This is a genomic window from Cellulosimicrobium sp. BMG9.22, from assembly GCF_059159975.1.
Genome location: NZ_JBZGBY010000014.1, coordinates 1 through 21,734, shown reverse-complemented (window position 1 = coordinate 21,734; position 21,734 = coordinate 1). Strand labels below are relative to the sequence as shown.

The 21,734-nt window shown below is 74.1% G+C and carries 20 protein-coding genes; 11 read left to right on the top strand and 9 right to left on the bottom strand.

All coding sequences use genetic code 11. The features are described 5' to 3' along the window. Positions 1–921, bottom strand: a complete 921-nt coding sequence (gene phnD / locus AC4H2H_RS11110) for a phosphate/phosphite/phosphonate ABC transporter substrate-binding protein (protein ID WP_494370874.1) — start codon at positions 919–921, stop codon at positions 1–3. Between the two features lie 330 nt (positions 922–1,251). On the opposite strand from phnD, the gene murA reads away from it, so the two are divergent. The 5 genes from murA (at position 1,252) to AC4H2H_RS11085 (ending at position 6,376) form a co-directional block, all read left to right on the top strand. Then, positions 1,252–2,568, top strand: coding sequence for a UDP-N-acetylglucosamine 1-carboxyvinyltransferase (murA, locus tag AC4H2H_RS11105; protein WP_494370873.1), 1,317 nt, complete (start codon positions 1,252–1,254; stop codon positions 2,566–2,568). A 101-nt stretch (positions 2,569–2,669) separates the two neighbouring features. After that, positions 2,670–3,968: a sensor histidine kinase gene (locus tag AC4H2H_RS11100; RefSeq protein WP_494370872.1), complete on the top strand. Its 1,299-nt coding sequence runs from the start codon at positions 2,670–2,672 to the stop codon at positions 3,966–3,968. Continuing rightward, complete coding sequence (locus AC4H2H_RS11095) at positions 3,965–4,570, top strand: response regulator (protein WP_494370871.1); 606 nt, start codon at positions 3,965–3,967, stop codon at positions 4,568–4,570. The genes AC4H2H_RS11100 and AC4H2H_RS11095 overlap by 4 nt, the downstream gene beginning before the upstream one ends. A gap of 37 nt (positions 4,571–4,607) precedes the next feature. After that, a complete protein-coding gene (locus tag AC4H2H_RS11090) occupies positions 4,608–5,333 on the top strand; it encodes a lysophospholipid acyltransferase family protein (RefSeq protein ID WP_494370870.1) in 726 nt (241 codons plus the stop codon). Further along, positions 5,330–6,376: an NAD(P)H-dependent glycerol-3-phosphate dehydrogenase gene (locus tag AC4H2H_RS11085; RefSeq protein WP_494370869.1), complete on the top strand. Its 1,047-nt coding sequence runs from the start codon at positions 5,330–5,332 to the stop codon at positions 6,374–6,376. The genes AC4H2H_RS11090 and AC4H2H_RS11085 overlap by 4 nt, the downstream gene beginning before the upstream one ends. Positions 6,377–6,392: 16 nt before the next feature. On the opposite strand, the gene AC4H2H_RS11080 is transcribed toward AC4H2H_RS11085, so the two are convergent. After that, positions 6,393–7,124 (bottom strand): AMIN-like domain-containing (lipo)protein, encoded by a 732-nt coding sequence (locus AC4H2H_RS11080; protein WP_494370868.1) that lies wholly within the window; start codon positions 7,122–7,124, stop codon positions 6,393–6,395. Between the two features lie 131 nt (positions 7,125–7,255). Between AC4H2H_RS11080 and AC4H2H_RS11075 the strand changes: the two genes are divergently transcribed. Beyond that, a complete protein-coding gene (locus tag AC4H2H_RS11075) occupies positions 7,256–7,582 on the top strand; it encodes a DUF6191 domain-containing protein (protein WP_494370867.1) in 327 nt (108 codons plus the stop codon). Here the strand turns inward: AC4H2H_RS11075 and AC4H2H_RS11070 are convergent. From AC4H2H_RS11070 to AC4H2H_RS11055, 4 genes are all read right to left on the bottom strand, one after another. Next, entirely contained in the window at positions 7,579–8,724 is a 1,146-nt protein-coding gene (locus tag AC4H2H_RS11070) for a trans-sulfuration enzyme family protein (RefSeq protein ID WP_494370866.1), read from the bottom strand. The two genes, AC4H2H_RS11075 and AC4H2H_RS11070, sit on opposite strands and share 4 nt — an antisense overlap. Before the next feature lie 89 nt (positions 8,725–8,813). Continuing rightward, positions 8,814–10,013, bottom strand: a complete 1,200-nt coding sequence (locus AC4H2H_RS11065) for an acyl-CoA dehydrogenase family protein (protein ID WP_494370865.1) — start codon at positions 10,011–10,013, stop codon at positions 8,814–8,816. A 76-nt stretch (positions 10,014–10,089) separates the two neighbouring features. Next, a complete protein-coding gene (locus AC4H2H_RS11060) occupies positions 10,090–11,112 on the bottom strand; it encodes a CNNM domain-containing protein (RefSeq protein ID WP_494370864.1) in 1,023 nt (340 codons plus the stop codon). After that, positions 11,109–12,524 carry a hemolysin family protein gene (locus tag AC4H2H_RS11055; protein WP_494370863.1) on the bottom strand — a complete coding sequence of 472 codons (1,416 nt, stop codon included), beginning with the start codon at positions 12,522–12,524 and terminating at the stop codon, positions 11,109–11,111. Before AC4H2H_RS11055 ends, AC4H2H_RS11060 begins: the two co-directional genes overlap by 4 nt. Positions 12,525–12,729: 205 nt before the next feature. Here AC4H2H_RS11055 and AC4H2H_RS11050 point away from each other — a divergent pair, with 205 nt between their 5' ends. Next, positions 12,730–13,944 (top strand): D-alanine--D-alanine ligase family protein, encoded by a 1,215-nt coding sequence (locus AC4H2H_RS11050; RefSeq protein WP_494370862.1) that lies wholly within the window; start codon positions 12,730–12,732, stop codon positions 13,942–13,944. Positions 13,945–13,963: 19 nt separating this feature from the next. On the opposite strand, the gene AC4H2H_RS11045 is transcribed toward AC4H2H_RS11050, so the two are convergent. Continuing rightward, positions 13,964–14,524: a DUF3515 family protein gene (locus tag AC4H2H_RS11045; protein WP_494370861.1), complete on the bottom strand. Its 561-nt coding sequence runs from the start codon at positions 14,522–14,524 to the stop codon at positions 13,964–13,966. A 64-nt stretch (positions 14,525–14,588) separates the two neighbouring features. Between AC4H2H_RS11045 and AC4H2H_RS11040 the strand changes: the two genes are divergently transcribed. Then, positions 14,589–15,599: a thiamine-phosphate kinase gene (locus tag AC4H2H_RS11040; protein WP_494370860.1), complete on the top strand. Its 1,011-nt coding sequence runs from the start codon at positions 14,589–14,591 to the stop codon at positions 15,597–15,599. Between the two features lie 34 nt (positions 15,600–15,633). Here AC4H2H_RS11040 and AC4H2H_RS11035 read toward each other — a convergent pair whose 3' ends face one another. Continuing rightward, positions 15,634–16,149, bottom strand: a complete 516-nt coding sequence (locus AC4H2H_RS11035) for a GNAT family N-acetyltransferase (protein WP_494370859.1) — start codon at positions 16,147–16,149, stop codon at positions 15,634–15,636. 164 nt (positions 16,150–16,313) lie between these two features. Then, positions 16,314–16,505 (bottom strand): 50S ribosomal protein L28, encoded by a 192-nt coding sequence (gene rpmB, locus AC4H2H_RS11030; protein WP_024840757.1) that lies wholly within the window; start codon positions 16,503–16,505, stop codon positions 16,314–16,316. 324 nt (positions 16,506–16,829) lie between these two features. Here rpmB and AC4H2H_RS11025 point away from each other — a divergent pair, with 324 nt between their 5' ends. Genes AC4H2H_RS11025 through AC4H2H_RS11015 form a run of 3 tightly spaced genes read left to right on the top strand, consistent with a single transcriptional unit; the run spans position 16,830 to position 21,557 of the window. Next, a complete protein-coding gene (locus tag AC4H2H_RS11025; RefSeq protein WP_494370858.1) occupies positions 16,830–18,584 on the top strand; it encodes a DAK2 domain-containing protein in 1,755 nt (584 codons plus the stop codon). Next, positions 18,581–20,851 carry an ATP-dependent DNA helicase RecG gene (locus tag AC4H2H_RS11020; RefSeq protein WP_494370857.1) on the top strand — a complete coding sequence of 757 codons (2,271 nt, stop codon included), beginning with the start codon at positions 18,581–18,583 and terminating at the stop codon, positions 20,849–20,851. The genes AC4H2H_RS11025 and AC4H2H_RS11020 overlap by 4 nt, the downstream gene beginning before the upstream one ends. Positions 20,852–20,882: 31 nt before the next feature. Continuing rightward, the gene (locus AC4H2H_RS11015; protein ID WP_494370856.1) at positions 20,883–21,557 is read left to right on the top strand and encodes an RsmD family RNA methyltransferase; all 675 of its coding nucleotides are present in this window, start codon (positions 20,883–20,885) and stop codon (positions 21,555–21,557) included. Positions 21,558–21,734 lie beyond the last annotated feature (177 nt).

Genomic DNA, 21,734 nt, shown 5'->3' with positions numbered 1-21,734 from the left:
TCAGCCCAGGTCCGAGATGTCGACGTCGGCGATCGCCGCGAGGTCGACGAACGGCTGGAAGATCTCGTCACCGGGCTCGAGGATCGGCTCGGTGCCCTGCATCGCCTCCATCATGGCGCCGAGCGCCTCGGCGTTCTCCTCGCTGAACACGTTCGGGAGCGCCTCGAGGAGGAGCTCGCGCTTGTCGGCGGCGATCTCCTGATCGGCGAGGACGGTGACCGCGACCGGCATCGACGCGCTCTCACCGATCGAGCGGGTCTCACCGACCTCGAACGGGAACATGCCGTTGCCCGTCCCCGCCATCGTCGGCATGATCGTCGACGTGCAGGCCACGTCGACCTGACCCTCCTTGAGCGCGATGAAGCTCATGTCGTGGCCGCCCGAGAACGTCGCGGTGTAGTCGACGTCCTTCTCCAGGCCTGCCTCGTGCAGCATCGCGACGGGCATGAAGTACCCGGAGCTCGACGCCGGGTCGGCGAACGCGACCACGGTCTCGGGCGTGACGTCCTCGAGGGACTGCAGGGGCGAGCCGTCGAGCACCAGGCACGTGGAGACGGGGTCGTCGTTCCCGGGCCACGCGACGAGGGAGTCCACCTCGCCGGTGTTGACGGCTAGCGCGGACGGGAACCCGCTCATGAAGCCGATGTCGACGTGGTGGTTGCGCAGCGCCTCGACGACCGCGGTGTAGTCGGGGACGTCGACGATCTCGACCTCGCGACCCGTCTCGGCCTCGACGAGCTCGGCGAACGCGTCGATCGGGTTCTCCGCGGTCGGGTCGTCGCCGAGGGGAGTGGTCGCAAAGGTGATCGGTGCGTCGGGCTCGGCGTCGGGCTCGGACGCGGACGAGCTCGAGCAGCCGGCGAGGACGACGGCGGCGCCGACGCCGAGGAGGGCGAGGGCGGGGAGGGCGCGGGCGCGCATGGGAGTTCCTTTCGAGGTGGGCCGTGCCGGCCCGGCGGGGTATCGCGACTGGCGATGCCGGAATCACACCTCCCGAAGGTGACCGGAAATTACGAGACTGCCGGACGTGGAAAGGAAGACTCGATGAACGGCGGATGACTCGCGACGGCGGCGAGGTCCGTGTGGTGGTCCTGTGGAGGACGTGGCGCGAACGCGCTCGCCGGGCTGCCAGCGGTGTCGAGAGCGCGGCAGTGGGTGAATAATCTCCGGGTGCCTCGTGTTGGCGCACGAGGGCACGGGTCTCGTCCGGCCCTCGGAACCACCCCGCTGTCGAGAGGGCTACCTGAGCTGATGAACGACGTGCTGTACGTGAACGGCGGGAACCCGCTGGACGGGACGATCACCGTGCGGGGCGCGAAGAACTTCGTGTCCAAGGCGATGGTGGCGTCGTTGCTGGGGGAGTCCCCGAGCGTGCTGCGCAACGTGCCGCAGATCCGCGACGTCGGCGTCGTGACGGGGCTGCTCGAGCTGCACGGTGTGGCGGTCAAGTCCGACCCGGACGCGGGGATCCTCGACCTGGACCCCTCCAACGTGGAGTCGGCGCACGTCGCGGACATCGACGCGCACGCCGGCTCGAGCCGCATCCCGATCCTGTTCTGCGGCCCGCTGCTGCACCGTCTGGGCGAGGCGTTCATCCCCGACCTGGGGGGCTGCCGGATCGGCGACCGGCCGATCAACTACCACCTGGACATCCTGCGCCAGTTCGGCGCGGTCGTGGACAAGCGGGAGAACGGCATCCACATCCGGGCGCCGCGCCGCCTGCAGGGCACGAAGATCGCGCTGCCGTACCCGTCGGTGGGCGCGACCGAGCAGCTGCTGCTCACCGCGGTGCGCGCGGAGGGGATCACCGAGCTCGCGAACGCGGCGATCGAGCCCGAGATCATGGACCTCATCGCGGTCCTGCAGAAGATGGGCGCGATCATCTCGGTCGACACCGACCGCGTGATCCGCATCGAGGGCGTGGACCGCCTCGAGGGGTACACCCACACCGCGCTCGGCGACCGCATCGAGGCGGCGTCGTGGGCGTCGGCCGCGCTGGCCACCGGTGGCGACATCACGGTCAAGGGTGCGACACAGCCCGAGATGATGACGTTCCTCAACACCTTCCGCAAGGTCGGCGGCCGGTTCGACGTCGCCGGCGACGGCATCCGCTTCTGGCACCCCGGCGGCGACCTCGACCCGATCGTCCTCGAGACCGACGTCCACCCCGGCTTCATGACCGACTGGCAGCAGCCCCTCGTCGTCGCGCTCACCCAGGCCAAGGGCCTGTCGATCGTGCACGAGACGGTCTACGAGAACCGGTTCGGCTTCACCGACGCGCTGCGCGGCATGGGCGCGACCATCCAGGTCTACAAGGAGTGCCTGGGCGGGCGCGACTGCCGGTTCGGGCAGCGCAACTTCCACCACTCCGCCGTCGTCTCCGGCCCGACGCCGCTCGTCGCCGCCGACATCGAGGTCCCCGACCTGCGCGGCGGGTTCTCCCACCTCATCGCCGCGCTCGCCGCCAAGGGCACCTCGACCGTGCGCGGCATCAGCCTCATCGACCGCGGCTACGAGAACTTCCAGGACAAGCTCGTCGCCCTCGGCGCCGACGTCCGCCGCGGCTGAGGCCCGCCCGGGATGCGGCGCCGCCGTCGGCCGCGCCCGACGTCGCACCTCATGACGACTGTCACGGCGTCGCGCGCTCCGGGCGTGCGACGCTGGACGTCGTGATCACCCGTCCGCGCACCTTCCTCGAGGTGTGGAACCGCCGGACCGCGCCGGAGCGGTTCGACGCCTACACGCGTTGGTCGCTCTACCTGCTCTCGGCGTCCGAGCCGCTCGCCGCGCTCGCCGTCGTCGGCATGGACCCCACGTTCGACGTGACGGCGGTCCGGTACTGGCTCCTGGTCGTCCTGGCCCAGACGGGGGTGTGCGTCGCCGCGCTGCGCGCGGGGATCGTGCACTTCCTCGGCGGGCCGAACGTCCCGCGCGTCCTGCTCGGCGTGCTCGGCGTGCTGACGGTCGCCGCGGCGGTCCTCGCGTTCTGGGCGTTCCCCGTCGGCTCGTCCGACGACGTCGCGGGCAGCGGGCGCTACTTCGGGTTCCTCGTCGGCCTCGGCTTCGGGACCCTCGCCCTCGTGCCGCTGCTCACCTTCGGACGGCTCAGCGCTGTCGCGGTCGTGCTGGCCACGCTCACGGGGTGCTCGGTGTGGGTCGGCACCTGGCCGGTGACCCCCACGACGGCCGGCGTGGCGCTCGCGCTCGCGCTCTCGACCGGGGTCATGCTCGTCGCGATCTTCGGGTCGTACCGCGTCTCGGTGTGGATGCTCGGCATCGTGTGGGAGCAGGAGCGCACGCGCGTCCTGCACGCGCGGCTGGCCGTCGCCGAGGAGCGCCTGCGGTTCTCGCGGGACCTGCACGACGTCTTCGGTCGTACGCTCTCGGTCGTGGCCGTGAAGAGCGAGCTCGCGGCCGAGCTCGCGGCCCGGGGTCGCCCCGGGGCCGAGGAGCAGATGCTCGAGGTGCGCCGCATCGCGCAGGACGCGCTGCGCGAGGTGCGCGCGGTCGTGGCCGGGTACCGCACCGCCGACCTCGCCGCCGAGCTCGTCGGCGCCCGCTCCGTCCTGCGCTCCGCCGGGATCGAGACGACGATCCACGGCGAGGAGACGCCCGTCGGCCCGGCCGCGCAGGAGGCGCTCGCGTGGGCCGTGCGCGAGGGGGTGACGAACGTCGTCCGGCACTCGACCGCGCGCACGTGCACCATCACGGTCCACCGCGACGGGGAGGCCAGCGTCGTGGAGGTCGTCAACGACGGCGTGCCCACGGGTGTCGCCGCGACCGGCGGGCGTGCCCGCAGCTCGGGCTCGGGCCTGGTGGGCCTCGCTGAGCGTCTCGACGGCGCCGGCGGGCGCCTCGAGACCTGGTCCGACGGCGGCCGGTTCGGCCTCGTCGCTCGGGTCCCCGACAGCACGACGTCCCCGTCCTCCCGTTCCGCACGTACCCCCGAGAGGACCACCCCCGCGTGATCCGCATCCTGCTCGCCGACGACGAGAACCTCATCCGCGACGCCGTCGCCTCGCTGCTCGCCCTCGAGGACGACCTCGAGGTCGTCGCCCTGGCGGCGTCCGGGCCGGAGGCGGTGGCCGCCGCCGTCAAGCACGCGCCCGACGTCGCGGTGCTCGACCTCCAGATGCCCGGCCTCGACGGTGTCGAGGTCGCGGAGCGGCTCGCGACGGAGCTGCCGGGGTGCGGCGTCGTCATCGTCACGAGTCACGGCCGTCCCGGCTACCTCAAGCGGTCGCTCGAGGCGGGAGCCCGCGGGTTCCTGCCCAAGACCGTCTCGGCACGCGTCCTCGCGGACGTCGTGCGACAGGTGCACGACGGCGGCCGGTACGTCGACCCGGAGCTCGCCGCGGAGGCCATCGCCGCGGGCGCGAGCCCGCTCACCCCGCGCGAGGCGGACGTGCTCGAGCTCGCCGCCGACGGCTCGCCCGTGGAGGAGATCGCGACGCGCGCGCACCTCGCGCCCGGCACCGTGCGCAACTACCTGTCATCGGCCGCCGCGAAGCTCGGTGCGGCGAACCGGCACGAGGCCGCGCACACCGCCCGACGGCACGGCTGGATCTGAGCCGACGGCCGGGCTCCGACCGGTAGGCTCGGTGACCGTGCCGAGCCTGCCCGAGACCCCGCGCGCCTACCGCGTGATCGCGTTCCTCCTCATCCCGATCCTCAACCTGATCACCCGTCGGGACTGGCGGGGCGCCGAGAACCTGCCCCCGCGCGGCTTCATCGCCGCGGCGAACCACGTGACCGAGGTCGACCCCGTGACGCTCGCGCACTTCCTCTACAAGCAGGGGCGTGCACCCAAGATCACCGCGAAGGCGTCGCTGTTCACGGTCCCCGTCCTCGGCGGCATCCTGCGCCGCACGGGGATGATCCCCGTGCACCGCGGCACCGCGGGCGCCGCGCAGTCGCTCGTCGACGCGACGGCGCGGCTCGACGAGGGCGAGTGCGTCGTCTTCTTCCCCGAGGGCACGCTCTCGCGCGACCCCGACGGCTGGCCCATGGTCGGCAAGACGGGGGTCGCACGCCTCGCCCTGACGAGCAGGGCGCCCGTCGTCCCGATCGCGCAGTGGGGCGCGCACGAGCTGCTCGCGCCGTACGGCAAGCTGTTCAAGCCGATCCCGCCGAAGCGCGTCTCGGTCCACGCCGGGACGCCCGTCGACCTGTCCGACCTCTACGACCGTCCCCAGGACACCGCGACGCTGCGCGAGGCGACCGAGCGCATCATGGCGGCCGTCACGAGCCAGCTCGAGGAGATCCGCGGCGAGAAGGCACCCGCCGAACGGTTCGACCTGCGCAAGAACCCCGGCTCGGAGAGCCACCGATGAGCGCCGACACCACCGCGCCTCCCGCCGAGCGGGTCGTCGCCGCGGTCCTCGGGTCGGGAAGCTGGGGCACGACGTTCGCGGCCGTGCTCGCGGACGCCGGGTGCGAGGTCCGCCTGTGGGGCCGCGACGCCGACGTCGCCGAGCAGGTCAACACCACGCACCGCAACGAGAAGCGGCTCCCGGGGGTCGACCTCCCCGAGGGAATCCGCGCCACCACCGACGCGCGCGAGGCGCTCACCGGGGCCGGGCTCGTGGTGGTCGCGGTCCCGTCCCAGATAGCCCGGGCGACGCTCGCCGACCTCCGGACGTTCCTGGAGCCGGACGCCGTCGCGGTCTCCCTCATGAAGGGCGTCGAGCTGACCACGGACCGCCGCATGAGCGAGGTCGTCGCCGACTCCCTGGGGCTGCCGCTCGAGCGCGTCGCGGTGGTCTCGGGCCCCAACCTGGCGCCCGAGATCGCGCACCGCCAGCCCACGGCGACCGTCGTGTCGTGCGTCGACGAGGACGTGGCGCGCTACGTCGCGCGCGCCTGCTCGTCGTCGTACTTCCGCCCGTACACGAACCGCGACGTCGTCGGGGTCGAGCTCTGCGGTGCCGTGAAGAACGTCATCGCGCTCGCCGTCGGCATCGCGCAGGGGCGCGGCTTCGGCTGGAACACGACCGCGACCGTCATCACGCGCGGCCTCGTCGAGATCACGCGTCTCGGTCTCGTGCTGGGCGCCGACGCGGTGACGTTCTCGGGCCTCGCGGGCATGGGCGACCTCGTCGCGACGTGCTCGTCGCCGCTCTCGCGCAACCACACGCTGGGCAAGCACATCGGCCAGGGGATGACCCTCGACGAGGCGATCGCGGCGACGGGAGGGACGGCCGAGGGCGTCAAGTCCTGCCGGGCCGTCCTCGAGCTCGCGCAGAAGGTCGGCGTCGAGATGCCCATCACCGCCGGGGTCGTCGCGGTGCTCCACGAGGGCATGCCGGTCGACGACATGGCGCGCGGGCTGCTGTCGCGGCCCCAGAAGTCCGAGGGTGTCTCGGCGGAGCGCTGAGAAGCGCCGACGTCGCTCAGTCGTCGTCGCGCACGTCGACGACGACGCGCGTCGGGTCTTCGAGCGCGAACACGCGGAAGGGGCGACGCTCGTCGTCCACGCCGACGAAGGCCTGCGTGTATCCCTCGAACACGCCGCGCAGCAGGACCTCCTCGACCTCGCCGTCGTCGGGCCCGACCACGGGGTTGGGCTCGGTGTACTCCTCGACACCGGTGTCCATGGGGTAGCCCGAGCCGGAGATCATGACCTGCAGGTAGGCGTCCCCGGCGACCGTCGCCAGGTTCCCGCTGCCGTCGTCGGTCGGCTGGTCGACGTACTCGACGCGCCAGCCGGGGGTCCCGGTGCCGCCGAGCTCGAGCACGACGCGGTCGAAGCCCTCGTGGTGACCGATGCGGATGTCCGTGACGTTCAGCGCGGCGTCCGCGGACGGGTCCTGGGTGTCGGGATCGGTGTTCGCGGGGAACGGGACCGGCGCCTCGGTCGCGTCGTCGGCCGGGTTCGTGCCGTCGTCCGCGGGGGCGGGGGACGCCGTCTCGTCGGGGGTCTCGGTCGCGCCGGGCGACGTCGTCGCCGTCTCGCTCGGGTCGGTCGTCGGCGAGTCGTCCGTGCCGCCGCCCGTGCCGCACGCGGCGAGCGCGAGGACCAGCAGCCCGGCGGCCGTCGCCGTGAGCGGTCGCGGCCCGAGCGCCCTCCGGGATCGTCCGCTCTCGGACCGGGTCGCCGACGGCACCGCTGCTCGTGTCCTCATGCCACGATCCTAGAAACGGCTGGTCACGCCCGCGCGGCGGCCCGGGCACGGTCCGGTTCCGGTCCGGTCGCGGCGCGGTGACGGTCGGTGACGTTCGAGCCTCGTACACCCCCCAGCGGTACGCTCGGACGATGCTCCAGGGGACCGGTCCGGCCGTCGGTGGCGCGCTCGTCGTCGTGGCGCTCGTCGCGCTGCTCGTCCTCGGGATCATGCGCTACACGTCCGGCGCCGAGGCGCGCGCACGGCGCGACGCCGAGGGTGGCGAGAGCGCGGGCTCGGGGATGTTCGGGGAGATCGTCGAGATCTTCCAGCCGAGCCGGACGCACGTGACGGAGGAGAAGGAACGCCAGCGTCTCGACATCGTGCAGCGCCCGGCCGAGGGGCGGCCGTTCGACGTGGACCTCGACGACGGCGTGTTCTACGTGCCGCGGGCGGAGCCGCCGGACGGCGGGCGCTAGCGGGCCGCGCGGAGCGCCTGGTCGAGGTCGCGCCACAGGTCCTCGACGTCCTCGATGCCGACGGACACGCGGAGCAGGTCCTCGGGGACGGTGTGCGACTCGGTCGCGAACCGGCGGCGGCGCTCGAGGCTGGACTCGACACCCCCCAGGCTCGTCGCGGGGACCCACAGCCGCACCGCCGCGGCGACGGCGTCGGCCCCCGCGGCCCCGCCGCGCGGCCGGAGGCCGAGGATCGACCCGTACCCCGCCATGAGGCGCGTCGCGCGCTCGTGGCCCGGGTCGTCGGGCAGGCTCGGGTGACGCACCTCGACGACGTCGGGGTGGTCGGACAGGCGGCGTGCGAGCTCGACCGCGTTCGCCTGCGACCGTTCCACGCGCAGCGCGAGCGTGCGCAGCCCGCGCAGCGCGAGCCACACCTCGAACGGCCCGGGGATCGAGCCGTGCAGCGTCCGGTACGCGCGCAGCGCCGCCGTGAGCTCGCTCGTCCGCGCGACGGCGGCGCCGAGCACGACGTCGGAGTGCCCGGCGAGGTACTTCGTGACCGAGTGCACGACGACGTCCGCGCCGTGGGCGAGCGGCTGCTGCCCGAGCGGGGTGGCGAAGGTGTTGTCGACCGCGCTGAGCACGCCACGCTCCCGCGCCGCTGCGAGGAGCGCGGGCAGGTCCGCGACCTCGAGCATGGGGTTGGTGGGCGACTCGACGAGCAGGAGGGACGCACCGTCGAGCGCGCCGACGACCTGGTCCGTGTCGGCGATGTCGACCCGGACGACCTCGACCCCGGCGCGCGCGAGGTCGTCCGCGAAGCCGAGCGTCACCTGGTACGCGTGCCGCGGGAGCACGACCTTGCCGCCCGCGGGGACGAAGGAGAAGACGGCGGCGATCGCCGCCATCCCCGAGCTGAAGACGACCCCGGGGTGCTCGCTGTTCTCCAGAGCCGCGAGCGCTTCCTCGAACGGGTGCCACGTCTCGGTGTCCATGCGGGTGTACAGCAGCTCGCCCGGCTGTTGTTCACCCTGTGAGACGTACGTCGACGACAGGACGATCGGCCCGTTCACCGGCGCGCCCTGCGCACGCTCGGGCCGCCCTGCGGCGACGACGACGGTCGCGGGGGAAAGGACTGCGGGGACCGGTGCGTCGCTCATGAGCGGCAGGCTACGCTGCTCGCGCGACGCGTGCCCCGGGCGACCAGGACCTGGCCGAGCATGCGGTCGCGGCCCGTCGCCGTCGCAGGTCAGTCGAGCGGGCCGAGGAGGGACTGCGCGAGCGTCGAGTGCGCGGACTCGTCGTCGGACGGGTGGAAGATGCCGGCGAGGACGTCGCGGTACAGGCGGCCGAGCTCGTTCCCCGCGAAGTAGCTCGACCCGCCCGCGACCCGAACGGCCTGGTCGACGACGGTCTTCGCCGTCTCCGTCGCCCGGACCTTGAGCCCGGCGGTCGCGCGGAACCAGCCCGCGCCGCGGTCCACCAGGGCGTCGATCTCGCCCGCGGCGACGTCGATCTGCGGCCAGACGGCGTCCAGCGCCAGCGCGGCGTCCGCGAGGCGCCAGCGGATGTCCGGGTCCTGCGAGAGCGGCGCCCCGTCGTTCTTCATCGACGTCCGACGCCGGGCAGCTGCGACACCGAGCTCGAGCGCCCGTTCCGCGATCCCCGTGTACACGGACGCGAGCAGGATCTCGAACGTCGTGAAGATGCCGACGACGAGCGGGTCGAGCGTCGGCCCGGGAGCGAGGCGCCGCACGACACGGTCCGCCGCAGCAGGAGCGCCGTCGAGCACGGTCGAGCGCGACTGCGACGCGCGCATGCCCATCGTGTCCCAGTCGTCGAGCACCTCGACCCCGCCCGCGTCGCGGGGCACGAACGCGTGCACGAGGCGCGGGGCGTCGTCGGACACCGAGTCCAGGCCGAGCACGCCGAGACGGGTCCACGCGGGGGAGTTGGACGTGAAGATCTTGCGGCCGTGGAACGTGTACCCGCCTGCGCCGTCGGGGCGGGCCTCCGTGCGCGAGCCGAGCAGCACGAGGTCGTTGCCGCCCTCGGAGTACCCGAACCCGAAGACCTCGCCCCGGCCGGCCTCCTCGAGGAGCCAGTCGAGGGAGTCGTCACCGCGCTCGTGGAGGTAGCGCGCGACGCCGGTCCACACGTGGTGCATGTTCACCGCGAGCGCCGTCGCCGGTGCCGCACCGGCCAGCCGAGCCTGCTCGTGCGCGACCTCGCGCAGCCCGAGTCCCGCACCGCCGAACGATTCCGGCACGAGAGCGCGCAGGTAGCCCGCGTCGGCGAGCGCGGCGAGGTCCTCCGTGAAGAACGCGTTGTCACGGTCGTACCCCGCGGCGCGGGAGCGGACCTCTTCGAGAAGGTCGTCGGTGAGGAGTGAGCGGGGCACCTGGAACGGCACGGCGAACGGGCGAGCGAACGGGACGGGCGTGGGCATGGCCTGCCTTCGGTCGAGGTGTGCGGAAGGCCCCGGCGACTCGTGTCGCCAGGGCCTTCCCACCGTACGCCGCGTGTCAGCCGACGAGCGCGGGCTCGTCGGGGCGGGGGAGCAGACGACGCAGCACGTCCGCGAGCGTGACGACCCCGACGACATGCCCGTCGCGCGTCACGAGGGCGAGCTGCTCGCTCGTCTCGCGCATGCGTGCGAGCGCGACGTGCACCGTCGTCGACGCGTCCAGGAGGAACGGCGTGCGGGCGAGCGGCGCGACGGGAGCGTCGTCGGGCTGGAGGAGCGTGTCGCGCACGTGCACCACGCCGCGGACGCCGTCGCCGGACCCGAGGAGGATCCGCAGGTGGCCCGACCGGACCGACGCCGCGCGGACGTCCGCAGCGGTCGCGTCCGGCGACACCGCGGTGGGCGCGGACCCGCTGGGGACGAGCTCGTCCACCGTGAGCGTCTCGATCTCGAGCGCGCTGGAGATCTGCGCCGTGTACGACGCGTCGAGCGCCCCGACGTTCGCCGAGTGCTCGACGAGGTGCCGCAGCGCGGCCGGGTCCTGCCCGTTCTCGACCTGGTCCACGGGCTCCACGCCGACGGCGCGCAGGCACCTGTTCGCGAGCGCGTTGAGCCAGCGCAGCACCGGGCGCGTGACCCACATGAAGGCCCGCATCGGCAGCGCGAGGAGCGTCGCGGACGTCTCCGGGTGCGCGATGGCCCAGGACTTCGGCGCCATCTCGCCGACGACGAGGTGCAGGAACGTGACGATCATCAGTGCGAGGACGAAGCCGGCGACGTCGGCGCCCCATGGGAGTAGGCCCCACGACTCGAAGACGGGCGTCAGCCAGTGGTGCACGGCCGGCTTGGTGATCGCGCCGAGCGCGAGGGTGCACGCGGTGATGCCGAGCTGGGACCCGGCGAGGAGCAGCGTGAGCTCGGCAGAGCTGCGCAGGGCGGCCCGCGCCGAGCGGCTCGTCGCCGCGGCGTCCTCCAGCCGGTGCCGCTTGGCGCCGAGGAGCGCGAACTCCACGGCGACGAAGAACGCGCTGAGCGCGATGATGAGGACGGTCGCGACGACGACGACCCAGGGGTTGCTCATCGGGACTCCTCCTCGGGGGTCGTGCCGTTCGGGACGGGTCGCTGGTCCTTTCTCTGGCCCTGTGGTGCGTCGTCGACGAGCCGGACCCGCACGAGCCGCGGCACGTGCCGCTCGACCGACAGGACGTCGACGACGAGGCGACGGACCACGGGCTCGTCGTGCACGAGGTCCGCCGGGTCGGCCGGGAGTTCCACGACGACGGTGTCGCCCGCGCGGGGCAGCGACCCGAGCTGGGAGATGAGCAGACCGGAGACGGTCTCGTGGTCCCCGCGCGGCAGGTCGTGCCCGACCGCGCGCTCGGCCTCGTCGAGGTGGACGTCGCCGCCCATGATCCACGCGCCGTCGTCCTGGGCGGACACGGTCACGGGCTGCTCGGGGTCGTGCTCGTCGGTGATCTCGCCGACGAGCTCCTCCGCGAGGTCCTCGAGCGTGAGCACGCCCGCGAACCCGCCGTACTCGTCGACGACGCACGCGAGCTGGTTGCTCGAGCTCGAGAGCTCGGCGAGCGCGTCGGGCAGGGCCATGAGCGTCGGCAGCACCGCGACGGCCCGCATGAGGTCCGTGACGGGGGCGTCGTCGGGCAGCGAGGTGCGGAGCAGGTCCGCGAGCTGCACGACGCCGACCGCCTGGTCGGTCTCGTCGACCACCGGGTAGCGCGAGTGGCCCGTGGCCATGAGGACCCGGACCGCGCCGACCGTGGCCTCGGGACGCACGGTTCCCACGCGCGAGCGCGGGATCATGGCGTGCTCGACGTCGTGCTGCGGGAAGTCGAGGATCCGGTCGAGCAGCACGGACAGCTCGTCGGGCAGGTCCCCGCTCTCGCGCGAGTCGGCCACGATGTGCTCGAGGTCGCGCGCGGTCGCGGAGTGCTCGACGTCGTGCACGGGCTCGATGCGCAGCGTGCGCAGGAGCACGTTCGACGCCTTGTCGAACACGGCGATGAGCCAGCCGAAGACGGTGAGGTAGAGCGTCGTCGAGCGCGCGAGGCGCAAGGCCGTGGGCTCGGGGCGGGAGATCGCCAGGTTCTTCGGGAACAGCTCGCCGAAGAGCATCTGGACGAGCGTGGACAGCACGAGGGCGAGCACCGTCCCGACGGCGACGCCCACGCCGGTGGGCACGCCGACCCCGCCGAGCATGGTTCCGAGCGCGTCCCCGACGAGCGGCTCCGCGACGTAGCCGACGAGCAGGCCCGTCACGGTGATGCCGAGCTGGGCGCCGGAGAGGACGAAGGACGTGCGGCGCGTCACCGCGAGGGCGCGCTGCGCCGTCGGGTCACCGGACTCGGCGCGCGCCGCGAGGCGCGAGCGGTCGACGGTCATGTACGCGAACTCCTGCGCCACGAAGTAGGCGGTGACGGCGGTGATCGCCAGGATCACGACGATGCCGAGCAGGAGGGAGAGCAGGGGGATCATGAGGTCCGCACCGCCCTCGGGTGGCGGGCTGCCGGAGCAGCGCCTGCCGGGTCGGGGCCGGTGCGGCCGGGACTATGGTCGGGGTCGTCGGCCGAGGGGGCCTCGACGGAGGTGTCTTCCACGGCACCCTCAACGCGGATCGCGCGCGAAAGGTTCCCGAGGCACCGAGCCGCGTGCGGGCGGGCGTCCGGTAGGGTCGTCCGCGATGTCCAGCCAGAGCCCAGAGCCGACCGTGCCGACCGTGCCGACCGCGTCGAGCGCGCCGTCCGCCGACGGTCCCGCCGCCCACGACGCCGCCGCACCCGGCGCGACCCGCAAGCCCCGCGTGCTCGTGCTGTTCGGGGGGCGGTCGGGCGAGCACGCCATCTCGGCCGCGACCGCCGCCGGTGTCCTGCGCGCGATCGACCGCACGCGCTACGACGTCGTCCCGGTCGGCATCACGCCCGACGGCGAGTGGGTCCTCGCCGCCGACGAGCCCGCCCGCTGGGAGATCACCGACGGGCGCCTTCCGAAGGTGGAGTCCACCGGCGAAGAGGTCATCCTGCCGCTGTCCACCGGCCGCCGGGACCTGCGCGTGATCACCCCCGGCGAGGTGCCCCGCGTGCTCGGCGACGTGGACGTCGTCTTCCCGCTGCTCCACGGCCCGTACGGCGAGGACGGCACGCTCCAGGGGATGCTCGAGCTCGCCGACGTGCGCTACGTCGGCGCCGGCGTCCTCGCCTCCGCGGTCGGTATGGACAAGCACTTCATGAAGCTCGTGCTCGCGGGGGAGGGCCTGCCCGTCTCGCCGTACACCGTCATCCGGCCCGGCGAGTTCGAGCGCAACCCTGCGGCGTGGACCGACACGGTCGCGGCGCTCGGCCTGCCGGTCTTCGTCAAGCCCGCGCGCGCCGGCTCGAGCCTCGGGATCTCCAAGGTCGACGACCTCGCCGACCTGCCCGCCGCGATCGCCGCCGCGCAGGCGCACGACCCCAAGGTCGTCGTCGAGGCGGGCGTCGTCGGGCGCGAGATCGAGTGCGCGGTGCTCGGCGGGCGCGGCGGGTCGCGCGCTCGTGCCTCGCTACCGGGCGAGATCGTCGTCACCGGCGAGGCGCACGACTTCTACGACTTCGAGGCGAAGTACCTCGACGAGGCGGGCGTCGAGCTCTCGTGCCCCGCCGACCTGCCCGAGCACCTCGTGGAGCGCGTGCGCGAGATCGCGATCCGGACGTTCGAGGCGGTCGGTGCCGAGGGGCTCTCGCGCGTCGACGTGTTCGTCACGCCGGACGAGCAGGTGGTCGTCAACGAGATCAACACCATGCCGGGGTTCACGCCGTTCTCGATGTACCCGCGCATGTGGGAGAAGTCGGGCCTGAGCTACCCCGACCTCATCGACGAGCTCGTCGCTCTCGCGCTCGAGCGGCCCACCGGCCTGCGCTGAGCGGCCCGGCCACGGGCGCTCAGCCGAGGTCGCTCACGCCGACGCACGCGCGCGTCTGGGGAACCTCCATGACGGCCCGGCCGAGGTCGGCGACGAACGCCGTCGAGTGGGTCTCGGTCACGGCGGGCGGGACGACGACCTGCACCGCGGGGTCCCGCCCGTAGGTCGTGAACGTCCACGTCCCGTCGTCCTCGACGACGAGCCAGTCCACGGTCCCGGCCTCCGACTGGACGCTCTGGCACTCCGTCGTCGTGGGGCCGGGCACCTCGACGCCGCACCGCAGCGTGACCGCGGCCCCCGGCTCGCCCCAGGCGGCCGTCGCCTGGCTGGTCGTGCCGACCTTCGGAAGGTCCTCTGCGAGCGAGTCCGGCAGGGCGAGGACGACGTCCGCGCACAGGGGGTTCGCCGCGTCGTCGGCCACCGGGACCCCGATGGTCGGTGCGCACGCGCTCGTGACGACGACCGCCGCGAGGAGCGGCACGACGGCGCCCGCGCGGAGGGCCCGGCGACGCACCGGGTGGTGCACGGCGCGGCGGGGCTCGTCGGACGGACGGGACGGGAGGGGACGGGCGACGCGCACGCGACCACCGTAGCCGCCCGGCCGGGGTGCCGGTGACCGCTCGCGCGACGACTAGGGTTGCCGGGTGAGCGAGACGCCCCTGCTGGTCCGCGACGTCACCGAGGAAGCGCTCCTCGCCCGGATCTTCCCCCTGCTGCCCGCGGCGCCGACGACGCTCGTCGGTCCCGGCGACGACTGCGCGGTCGTCGCCGCGCCGGACGGGCGCTACGTCGTCTCGACCGACGTCCTCGTCGAGGACCGGCACTTCCGCCGGCGCTGGTCGACGGGGTACGACGTCGGGTGGCGGGCCGCCGTGCAGAACCTCGCCGACATCGCGGCGATGGGTGCCCGCCCGGCGGCGCTCGTCGTGTCCCTGGTCATGCCGGGAGACCTGCCCGTGGAGTGGGTGACGGGGCTCGCGCGCGGGCTCGCGGCGGCGTGCACGCCGCACGGTGCGGCCGTCGTCGGCGGGGACCTGTCCGGGGGTGACCAGGTGGTCGTCGCGGTGACCGTCCACGGCGACCTCGAGGGCCGTGACCCCGTCCTGCGCTCGGGCGCCCGTCGAGGTGACGTCGTCGCGCTCGCGGGGACGCTCGGACGCTCCGCCGCGGGGCTCGCACTGCTCGACGCCGGGCGCACCGACGTCGACGACGCGCTCGTCTCCGCCTACCTGCGTCCCGACCCGCCGCTCGCCGCCGGGCCCGCGGCGGCCGACGCGGCCGCGACGGCCATGATGGACGTCTCCGACGGGCTGCTGCGCGACGCCGGGCGGATCGCCCGGGCGAGCGACGTCGTCGTCGACCTCGACCCGGCCGCGCTCGACGCCGACCGCGAACGCCTGCGCGCGGCGGCCGCCGCGCTCGGGGGGGACGGTGTGGCCGACGACGCGACGGGCGCGCACGACCGGGCCGACGGGTGGGTCCTGTCCGGGGGCGAGGACCACGCGCTGCTCGCGACGTTCCCCGACGGTGTCGCTCTCCCTGCCGGGTTCCGGGCGATCGGAACCGTCCGGCGTGCAGGGCGCGACGGCGCGGACGTCCGGCTCGACGGCGCGGTCCCGCACCGCGGGACCGGGTGGGACCACTTCCGCGCCTGAACCTGGTCCGTCCGCACCAGGACCAGGTGTGACGTCAGCTCCGGCGGTAGCGGACGGCGGTGAGGTCCTTGCCGCCGATGTCGTCGCGGCGCTCGACGCCGTCGGGGGAGAAGCCGTGGCGACGGTAGAAGCGGCGGGCACGCTCGGCGTCGGCGAGCACCCACAGGGTCACCGTCACACCGGGCCGGACGTCCGCGAGCATGGTGCGCATGAGGTCGCGCGCGACGCCCCGGCCCCACGACTCCGGGTCGAGGTAGATGGCGTAGATCTCGAGGTCGCCGGGCTCGGCGTCCTCGTCGCGGCTCGGACCGAGCGTCGCGAAGCCGATCGTGCGGCCGTCGGCGTCGGCGAGCCACGTTCGGGCCCCGGGAGTGTTCAGGCTCTCGACCCAGTGCTTCTCGCGCTGGTCGTGGTCGAGCGAGGCCAGGTACTCGTCCGGCACGATGCCCGCGTAGGCGCCCCGCCAGGACGCGATGTGCACGGCCGCGATGTCGCTCGCGTCCGTGGGATGGGCCGGGCGGATCGTTACCTCGCTCAGTTCCGTCACCATGGACAAAGACTGCCACCGAGGCCCTGATCTACCAAACCGGTTTGTCCCGATCTTCAGGAGATCTCCGCAATCCGGACGGCCGCTCGTCGATGTGGGCGGACCAGGAACGACGAGAGCGCCCGCCGGAAACCGGCGGGCGCTCTCGAAGATCGGCTCGAGCGAGCTCAGGCGGGGCGGGTGACCTTCCCGGCCTTGAGGCACGAGGTGCACACGTTGAGGCGCTTGGGCGTCCCCGCGACCACGGCGCGCACGCGCTGGATGTTCGGGTTCCAGCGGCGCTTCGTGCGGATGTGGGAGTGCGAGATGCTGTGCCCGAAGCCCGGGCCCTTGCCGCAGACGTCGCAGTTGGCAGCCACGGTTTCTCCTGATCGTCGTGCACGTCGCGCAGGCAGCGGCGACGTAGTGAATGGTCTGTAGGGTGTCTCGCCCGGTGAGCCCCTACGGGCGGCAGGGCGCGCGAAGCACCCGGGCAACCTCGTCAGGGTACCGGATCCGACCGTGTCGACTCAAGCCGACGGCGTCGAGCGCCCGTGACGTGCGGCACGGAGCCGTCGGCAGAGCCTGCACGAGGGCTCCGACGGCTCGCCGCGGACTACGGTGTTCTCGACGACCGCCCGGTCGTCCGGGCCGTCGCACCGACCGTGCGCGTCCGCCGTCCGCGAGCGAGGAGCCGGACCGACGTGAGACCGGGAGCCGAGGTGGTCGACGCCTCGGCCGTCGTCGCGTGGGCTCGCCACGGGGTGAGCGTCCTGCACGCGGCCCGCGGCGCCCTCGACCGCGTGAACGTGTTCCCGGTCGCGGACGCGGACACCGGCACGAACATGTACCTCACGTTCCTCGACGCGGCGCGCGCGCTGCCCGGCACGCCGGCGGAGGGCGACGGGGCGGGCGACCTGCTCGTCCGGATGGCGCGAGGGGCGCTCGTCGGGGCGCGCGGCAACTCCGGCGTCATCCTCAGCGAGTACCTGCGCGGCATGGCGGTCGAGCTCGCGGGGCACCGCGAGGTCCCGCCCGAGGCCCTCGCCGGAGCGCTCGACCGCGCGGCACGCACCGCGCGCGGTGCCGTGGCCCGTCCCGTGCCCGGGACGATCCTCACTGCGGCCGACGCCGCGGCCCGGTCCGCCGCGGAGGCGGTCGCGGGTCTGCGTCGCGACGTCGACGGTGTCCTGCCCGGGGGCGGTGCCACGGCCGTCGCGGCCGTGGTCGCGGCCGCCCGGGACGGCGCACGCGCCGCAGCGCTGCGCAGCCCCGGAGAGCTCGACGTCCTCGCCCAGGCGCGCGTCCTCGACGCCGGGGCCCTCGGCCTGGTGCTCGTCCTCGACGCGCTCCTCGCGGCGCTGCGCGGTACCACCCAGGACGCCCCCGGCAGTGCCGTGTCGGAGGTGCTCGGCATGATGTCCGCGATGGAGCCCGTACCCGGGGCGGTCGACGTCCCGGGCACCGCGCAGCGGGCCGCGCACGAGGGGGGCGAGTTCGAGGTGATGTACGTCGTCGACGGGTCGGCCGTCGCGCAGGCGCCGCGGGGCCACGGGGAACGGCGACCCCGCGCTCTCGACGCCGACCCCGCCGACCTCCTGCGCGCCGAGCTGGCCCGCATCGGCGACTCGGTCGTCGTGGTCGGCGGCCCGGACGCCACCGGTGCCGAGGGTCCAGGTCTCTGGCAGGCCCACGTCCACACCGACGACCCGGGGGCCGCGGTCGCCGTGGGCCGGGCGGCGCTCCCGAGCTTCCCGGGCGGCGTCCAGGGCGAGGCGGCGACCCTGCGCCAGGTCCGCGTCCGCCACCTGCCCGGTCGGCACGGGCACCCGCCGGGACCGTCCTCGGCGGACGTCGGGTTCGTGGCCGTCACGTCCGCCCCCGGCCTCGTCGCCGACCTCGCCCGCGCGGGCGCCGTCGTGCTCCTGCGCGAGCCCGGCAGCGCCCCCGACCTCGCCGCGCTGCACCGCGCGGTGCTCGACGCGCACGCGGCTCACGTCGTCGTCCTGCCCGGCGCCGATCTCCTCGACGACGACGTCCACGCCGTGCGCGTCGCCGTGCAGGGCGACGCGGTCGACCGGCTCGACGTCCTGCCCGCCCGGACCGACGTGCACGTCGTCGTCGGGCTCGCGGCAGCCCTGCTCGCCGAGGACGACGGCGCAGGCGTGGGCGTGCGGCATCTGCACGCCGCGCGGGCGGCGGTCGCGGGCGTGCGGGTGGTCGGCGCCGACGCGAGCAGGTCGGCGACCGCACTGCGGCACCTGCTCGCCGAACCTGCCGAGGTCCTCACGGTGCTGGCCGACGACGACGTGCCCCAGGAGGTGCTCGACTCCCTCGCGGCGACGGCGTCCGACGCGGGGGCCGAGGTCGTCCCGCTCCGCTCGGGCCGCCCCGGTGGCGCGCTGATGCTCGGTGCCGAGGCACCTGTCCACCACCCGGTCGAGGAGGGCCGCGCATGACCGATCGTCTCGCCGAGCCGCTCAGCAGGGCCCTGGGCGCACGGAGCGCGGGTCCGCTCGCGAAGCTGGGCCTGGAGACCGTGGGCGACCTCCTGCGGCACTACCCGCGCCGGTACGGCGACCCCGGTCGGCTCACCGACCTCGGCGGGCTCGCGCTCGGGGAGCACGTGACGATCGTCGCGCAGGTGCGCAGCGCGACCGTGCGGCGGATGCGTGCCCGATCCGGCGCGATCCTCGAGGCCGTCGTGACCGACGGCCCGCAGCAGCTCTCGCTGACGTTCTTCGCGAAGAGCCCGAACGTCCTGCGGTACCACGAGCAGCGGCTCGCGCCCGGTCGGCACGGGCTGTTCACCGGCGTCGTCGGCCTCTACCGCGGCACGCGGCAGCTCACGCACCCGGACTACAAGATCATCGGGATGGACGACGACGCCGAGGACACCGAGAGCGCGCTGCTCGAGGCGAGCCGTCCCATCCCGATCTACCCGGCGAGCGCGAGCATCCCGAGCTGGAAGATCCAGCCGGCCGTGCGGACCGTGCTCGACCCGCTCCAGGAGGAGGACGTCCCGGACCCGATCCCGGAGGCCGTCCGGGCCGGGCACGGCTTCGGGTCGCGCCTCCAGGCGCTGCGCGACGTGCACGAGCCGTACGACGAGCGCCAGTGGCAGCGCGGCCGGGACCGGCTGCGGTACGAGGAGGCGTTCGTCCTGCAGGCCGCGCTCGCGCAGCGACGGGCACGCGCCGCGGCGGAGCCCGCGACCGCGCGCCCGGCCCGGGCGCCGGGGGAGCCGAGCATCCTCGCCGACTTCGACGCCGCGCTCCCGTTCACCCTGACGCAGGGGCAGCGCGAGGTGGGGGAGGAGATCGCCGCGGACCTCGAGCGCTCGCGCCCGATGCAGCGGCTGCTGCAGGGCGAGGTCGGCTCGGGCAAGACGGTCGTCGCGCTGCGCGCGATGCTCCAGGTGATCGACGCCGGGGGGCAGGCGGCGCTGCTGGCGCCGACCGAGGTCCTGGCGGCCCAGCACGCTCGGACGCTGCGCGCGCTCCTCGGACCGCTCGCCGAGGGCGGCTTCCTCGGTGGCGCCGAGCACGGGACACGGGTCGCGCTGCTCACCGGGTCGCTCGGCGCGGCCGCGCGCAAGGAGGCGCTGCTCGACGCGGCGAGCGGCGCGGCGGGCATCGTCGTGGGCACGCACGCGCTGCTCTCGGAGAACGTGCAGTTCGCCGACCTCGGGCTCGTCGTCGTCGACGAGCAGCACCGGTTCGGCGTCGAGCAGCGCGACGCCCTGCGCGCCAAGGCGCGGACCAGCCCGCACCTGCTCGTCATGACGGCGACGCCCATCCCGCGCACGGTCGCGATGACCGTCTTCGGCGACCTCGAGACGTCGTCGCTCACCGAGATCCCGGCCGGCCGTGCGGGCATCACGACCCATGTCGTGCCCGCGGGGAACGCGGCCTGGATGGACCGCACGTGGGCACGCGTGCGCGAGGAGGTCGACGCCGGGCACCGCGCCTACGTCGTGTGCGCGCGCATCCACCCCGACGAGCCCGACGCGGCGGGCGCAGCGAAGTCCTCCGCGCCGAAGGGCGCCGACGACTTCGACGAGGTGCCCGACTTCCTTCTCGACCCGTCCGAGCCCGAGGTCGAGCGAGAGCCGCTGCGCGCGGTGCTCGAGGTCGCGGAGGAGCTGCGCGCCCACCCGCGCCTCGCCGGGCTGACGGTCGGCGTGCTGCACGGTCAGATGCCCCCGGCGGACAAGGACGCCGTCATGGCGGACTTCGCGTCGGGCGCCGTGCAGGTGCTCGTCTCGACGACGGTCGTCGAGGTCGGCGTCGACGTCCCCGACGCCACGGTGATGGTCGTCCTGGACGCCGACCGGTTCGGCATCTCCCAGCTCCACCAGCTCCGCGGTCGCGTCGGCCGAGGGTCGGCCGCCGGACTGTGCCTCCTCGTCTCGACCGCGGAGCCCGGCACGCCCGCCGCCACGCGGGTCGAGACGCTCGCCCGCACGACCGACGGCTTCGAGCTCGCGACCGTGGACCTCGAGCTGCGCAGCGAGGGCGACGTGCTCGGCGCGGCCCAGTCGGGTCGCACGAGCTCGTTGCGGCTCCTGCGCGTCGTCAAGGACGCCGACGTCATCGAGACGGCCCGCGCCGACGCGGCTGCGGTCGTGGCGCAAGACCCCGACCTGGTCGAGCACCCTGCGCTCGCGGACGAGATCCGTGCGCAGCTCGACCCCGAGCGCGAGGAGTTCCTCGAGCGCGCGTGAGCGTCGCGACCCGCGCGTCTAGGCTGTGCGCGTGACGAGGATCGTGGCGGGAGCTGCCGGGGGACGCACGCTGCAGGTCCCGCCGCGCGGTACACGCCCGACGAGCGAGCGCGTGCGCGAGGCGATCTTCTCCCGTCTCGAGCACCTGGGCGTCGTCGACGACGCCCGCGTCCTCGACCTGTACGCCGGCTCGGGCGCGCTCGGGCTGGAGGCGGCGAGCCGGGGGGCCGCCGACGTGACGCTGGTGGACTCCGCACGCGTCGCCGCCGACGTCGCCCGGCGCAACGTCGCCTCACTGGGGCTGAGCGGTGTGCGCGTCGTCGCGCAGCAGGCCGAGTCGTTCGTCGCTGCCGCTGCCGCTGCTGCTGCCGCCGCAGCAGCCGCAGTCGCGTCCGGTCGGTCGACGGACGGGTCCACCGACGGACACCGCGGGCCGGCGCACCCTGGCACCGCTGCGAGCGAGCCGTACCACCTCGTCCTCGTCGACCCTCCCTACGACGTCACGGCCGAGGCGCTCGAGCGCGTCCTCGATCATCTTGCGGTGCCCGGCGTGCTCGACCCGACGGCCGTCGTCGTCGTCGAGCGCTCGACCCGCACCCCTGAACCGACCTGGCCGGCAGGCTGGGAGGTCGTCGCGCGCAAGGACTACGGCGAGACGGCCGTGTACTTCGTCGGCCCCGAGCTGCCCGACGACGCCGCGACGTAGAGCCCGTCTGCCGAAGTGGACCCGGGTCGGCCGAGGTAGAACCCTGGTCACGCGAGGTAGCTCTCCGGGTGGCCGATGGCCCCACCATGGCGGGGCGGAAGACGAACACCGCGCCCGCCGTCATATCTCCGCAGGTGGGAGCGGTGCGGTGTTCTTTTTCCGAGCCAGAACCGTGGT

Coding starts and splice junctions, on each gene's coding strand:
- phnD (WP_494370874.1), bottom strand. CDS start 921: ATGCGCGCCCGCGCCCTCCCCGCCCTCGCCCTCCTCGGCGTCGGCGCC.
- murA (WP_494370873.1), top strand. CDS start 1,252: ATGAACGACGTGCTGTACGTGAACGGCGGGAACCCGCTGGACGGGACG.
- AC4H2H_RS11085 (WP_494370869.1), top strand. CDS start 5,330: ATGAGCGCCGACACCACCGCGCCTCCCGCCGAGCGGGTCGTCGCCGCG.
- AC4H2H_RS11080 (WP_494370868.1), bottom strand. CDS start 7,124: ATGAGGACACGAGCAGCGGTGCCGTCGGCGACCCGGTCCGAGAGCGGA.
- AC4H2H_RS11075 (WP_494370867.1), top strand. CDS start 7,256: ATGCTCCAGGGGACCGGTCCGGCCGTCGGTGGCGCGCTCGTCGTCGTG.
- AC4H2H_RS11070 (WP_494370866.1), bottom strand. CDS start 8,724: ATGAGCGACGCACCGGTCCCCGCAGTCCTTTCCCCCGCGACCGTCGTC.
- AC4H2H_RS11065 (WP_494370865.1), bottom strand. CDS start 10,013: ATGCCCACGCCCGTCCCGTTCGCTCGCCCGTTCGCCGTGCCGTTCCAG.
- AC4H2H_RS11060 (WP_494370864.1), bottom strand. CDS start 11,112: ATGAGCAACCCCTGGGTCGTCGTCGTCGCGACCGTCCTCATCATCGCG.
- AC4H2H_RS11055 (WP_494370863.1), bottom strand. CDS start 12,524: ATGATCCCCCTGCTCTCCCTCCTGCTCGGCATCGTCGTGATCCTGGCG.
- AC4H2H_RS11050 (WP_494370862.1), top strand. CDS start 12,730: ATGTCCAGCCAGAGCCCAGAGCCGACCGTGCCGACCGTGCCGACCGCG.
- AC4H2H_RS11035 (WP_494370859.1), bottom strand. CDS start 16,149: ATGGTGACGGAACTGAGCGAGGTAACGATCCGCCCGGCCCATCCCACG.
- AC4H2H_RS11020 (WP_494370857.1), top strand. CDS start 18,581: ATGACCGATCGTCTCGCCGAGCCGCTCAGCAGGGCCCTGGGCGCACGG.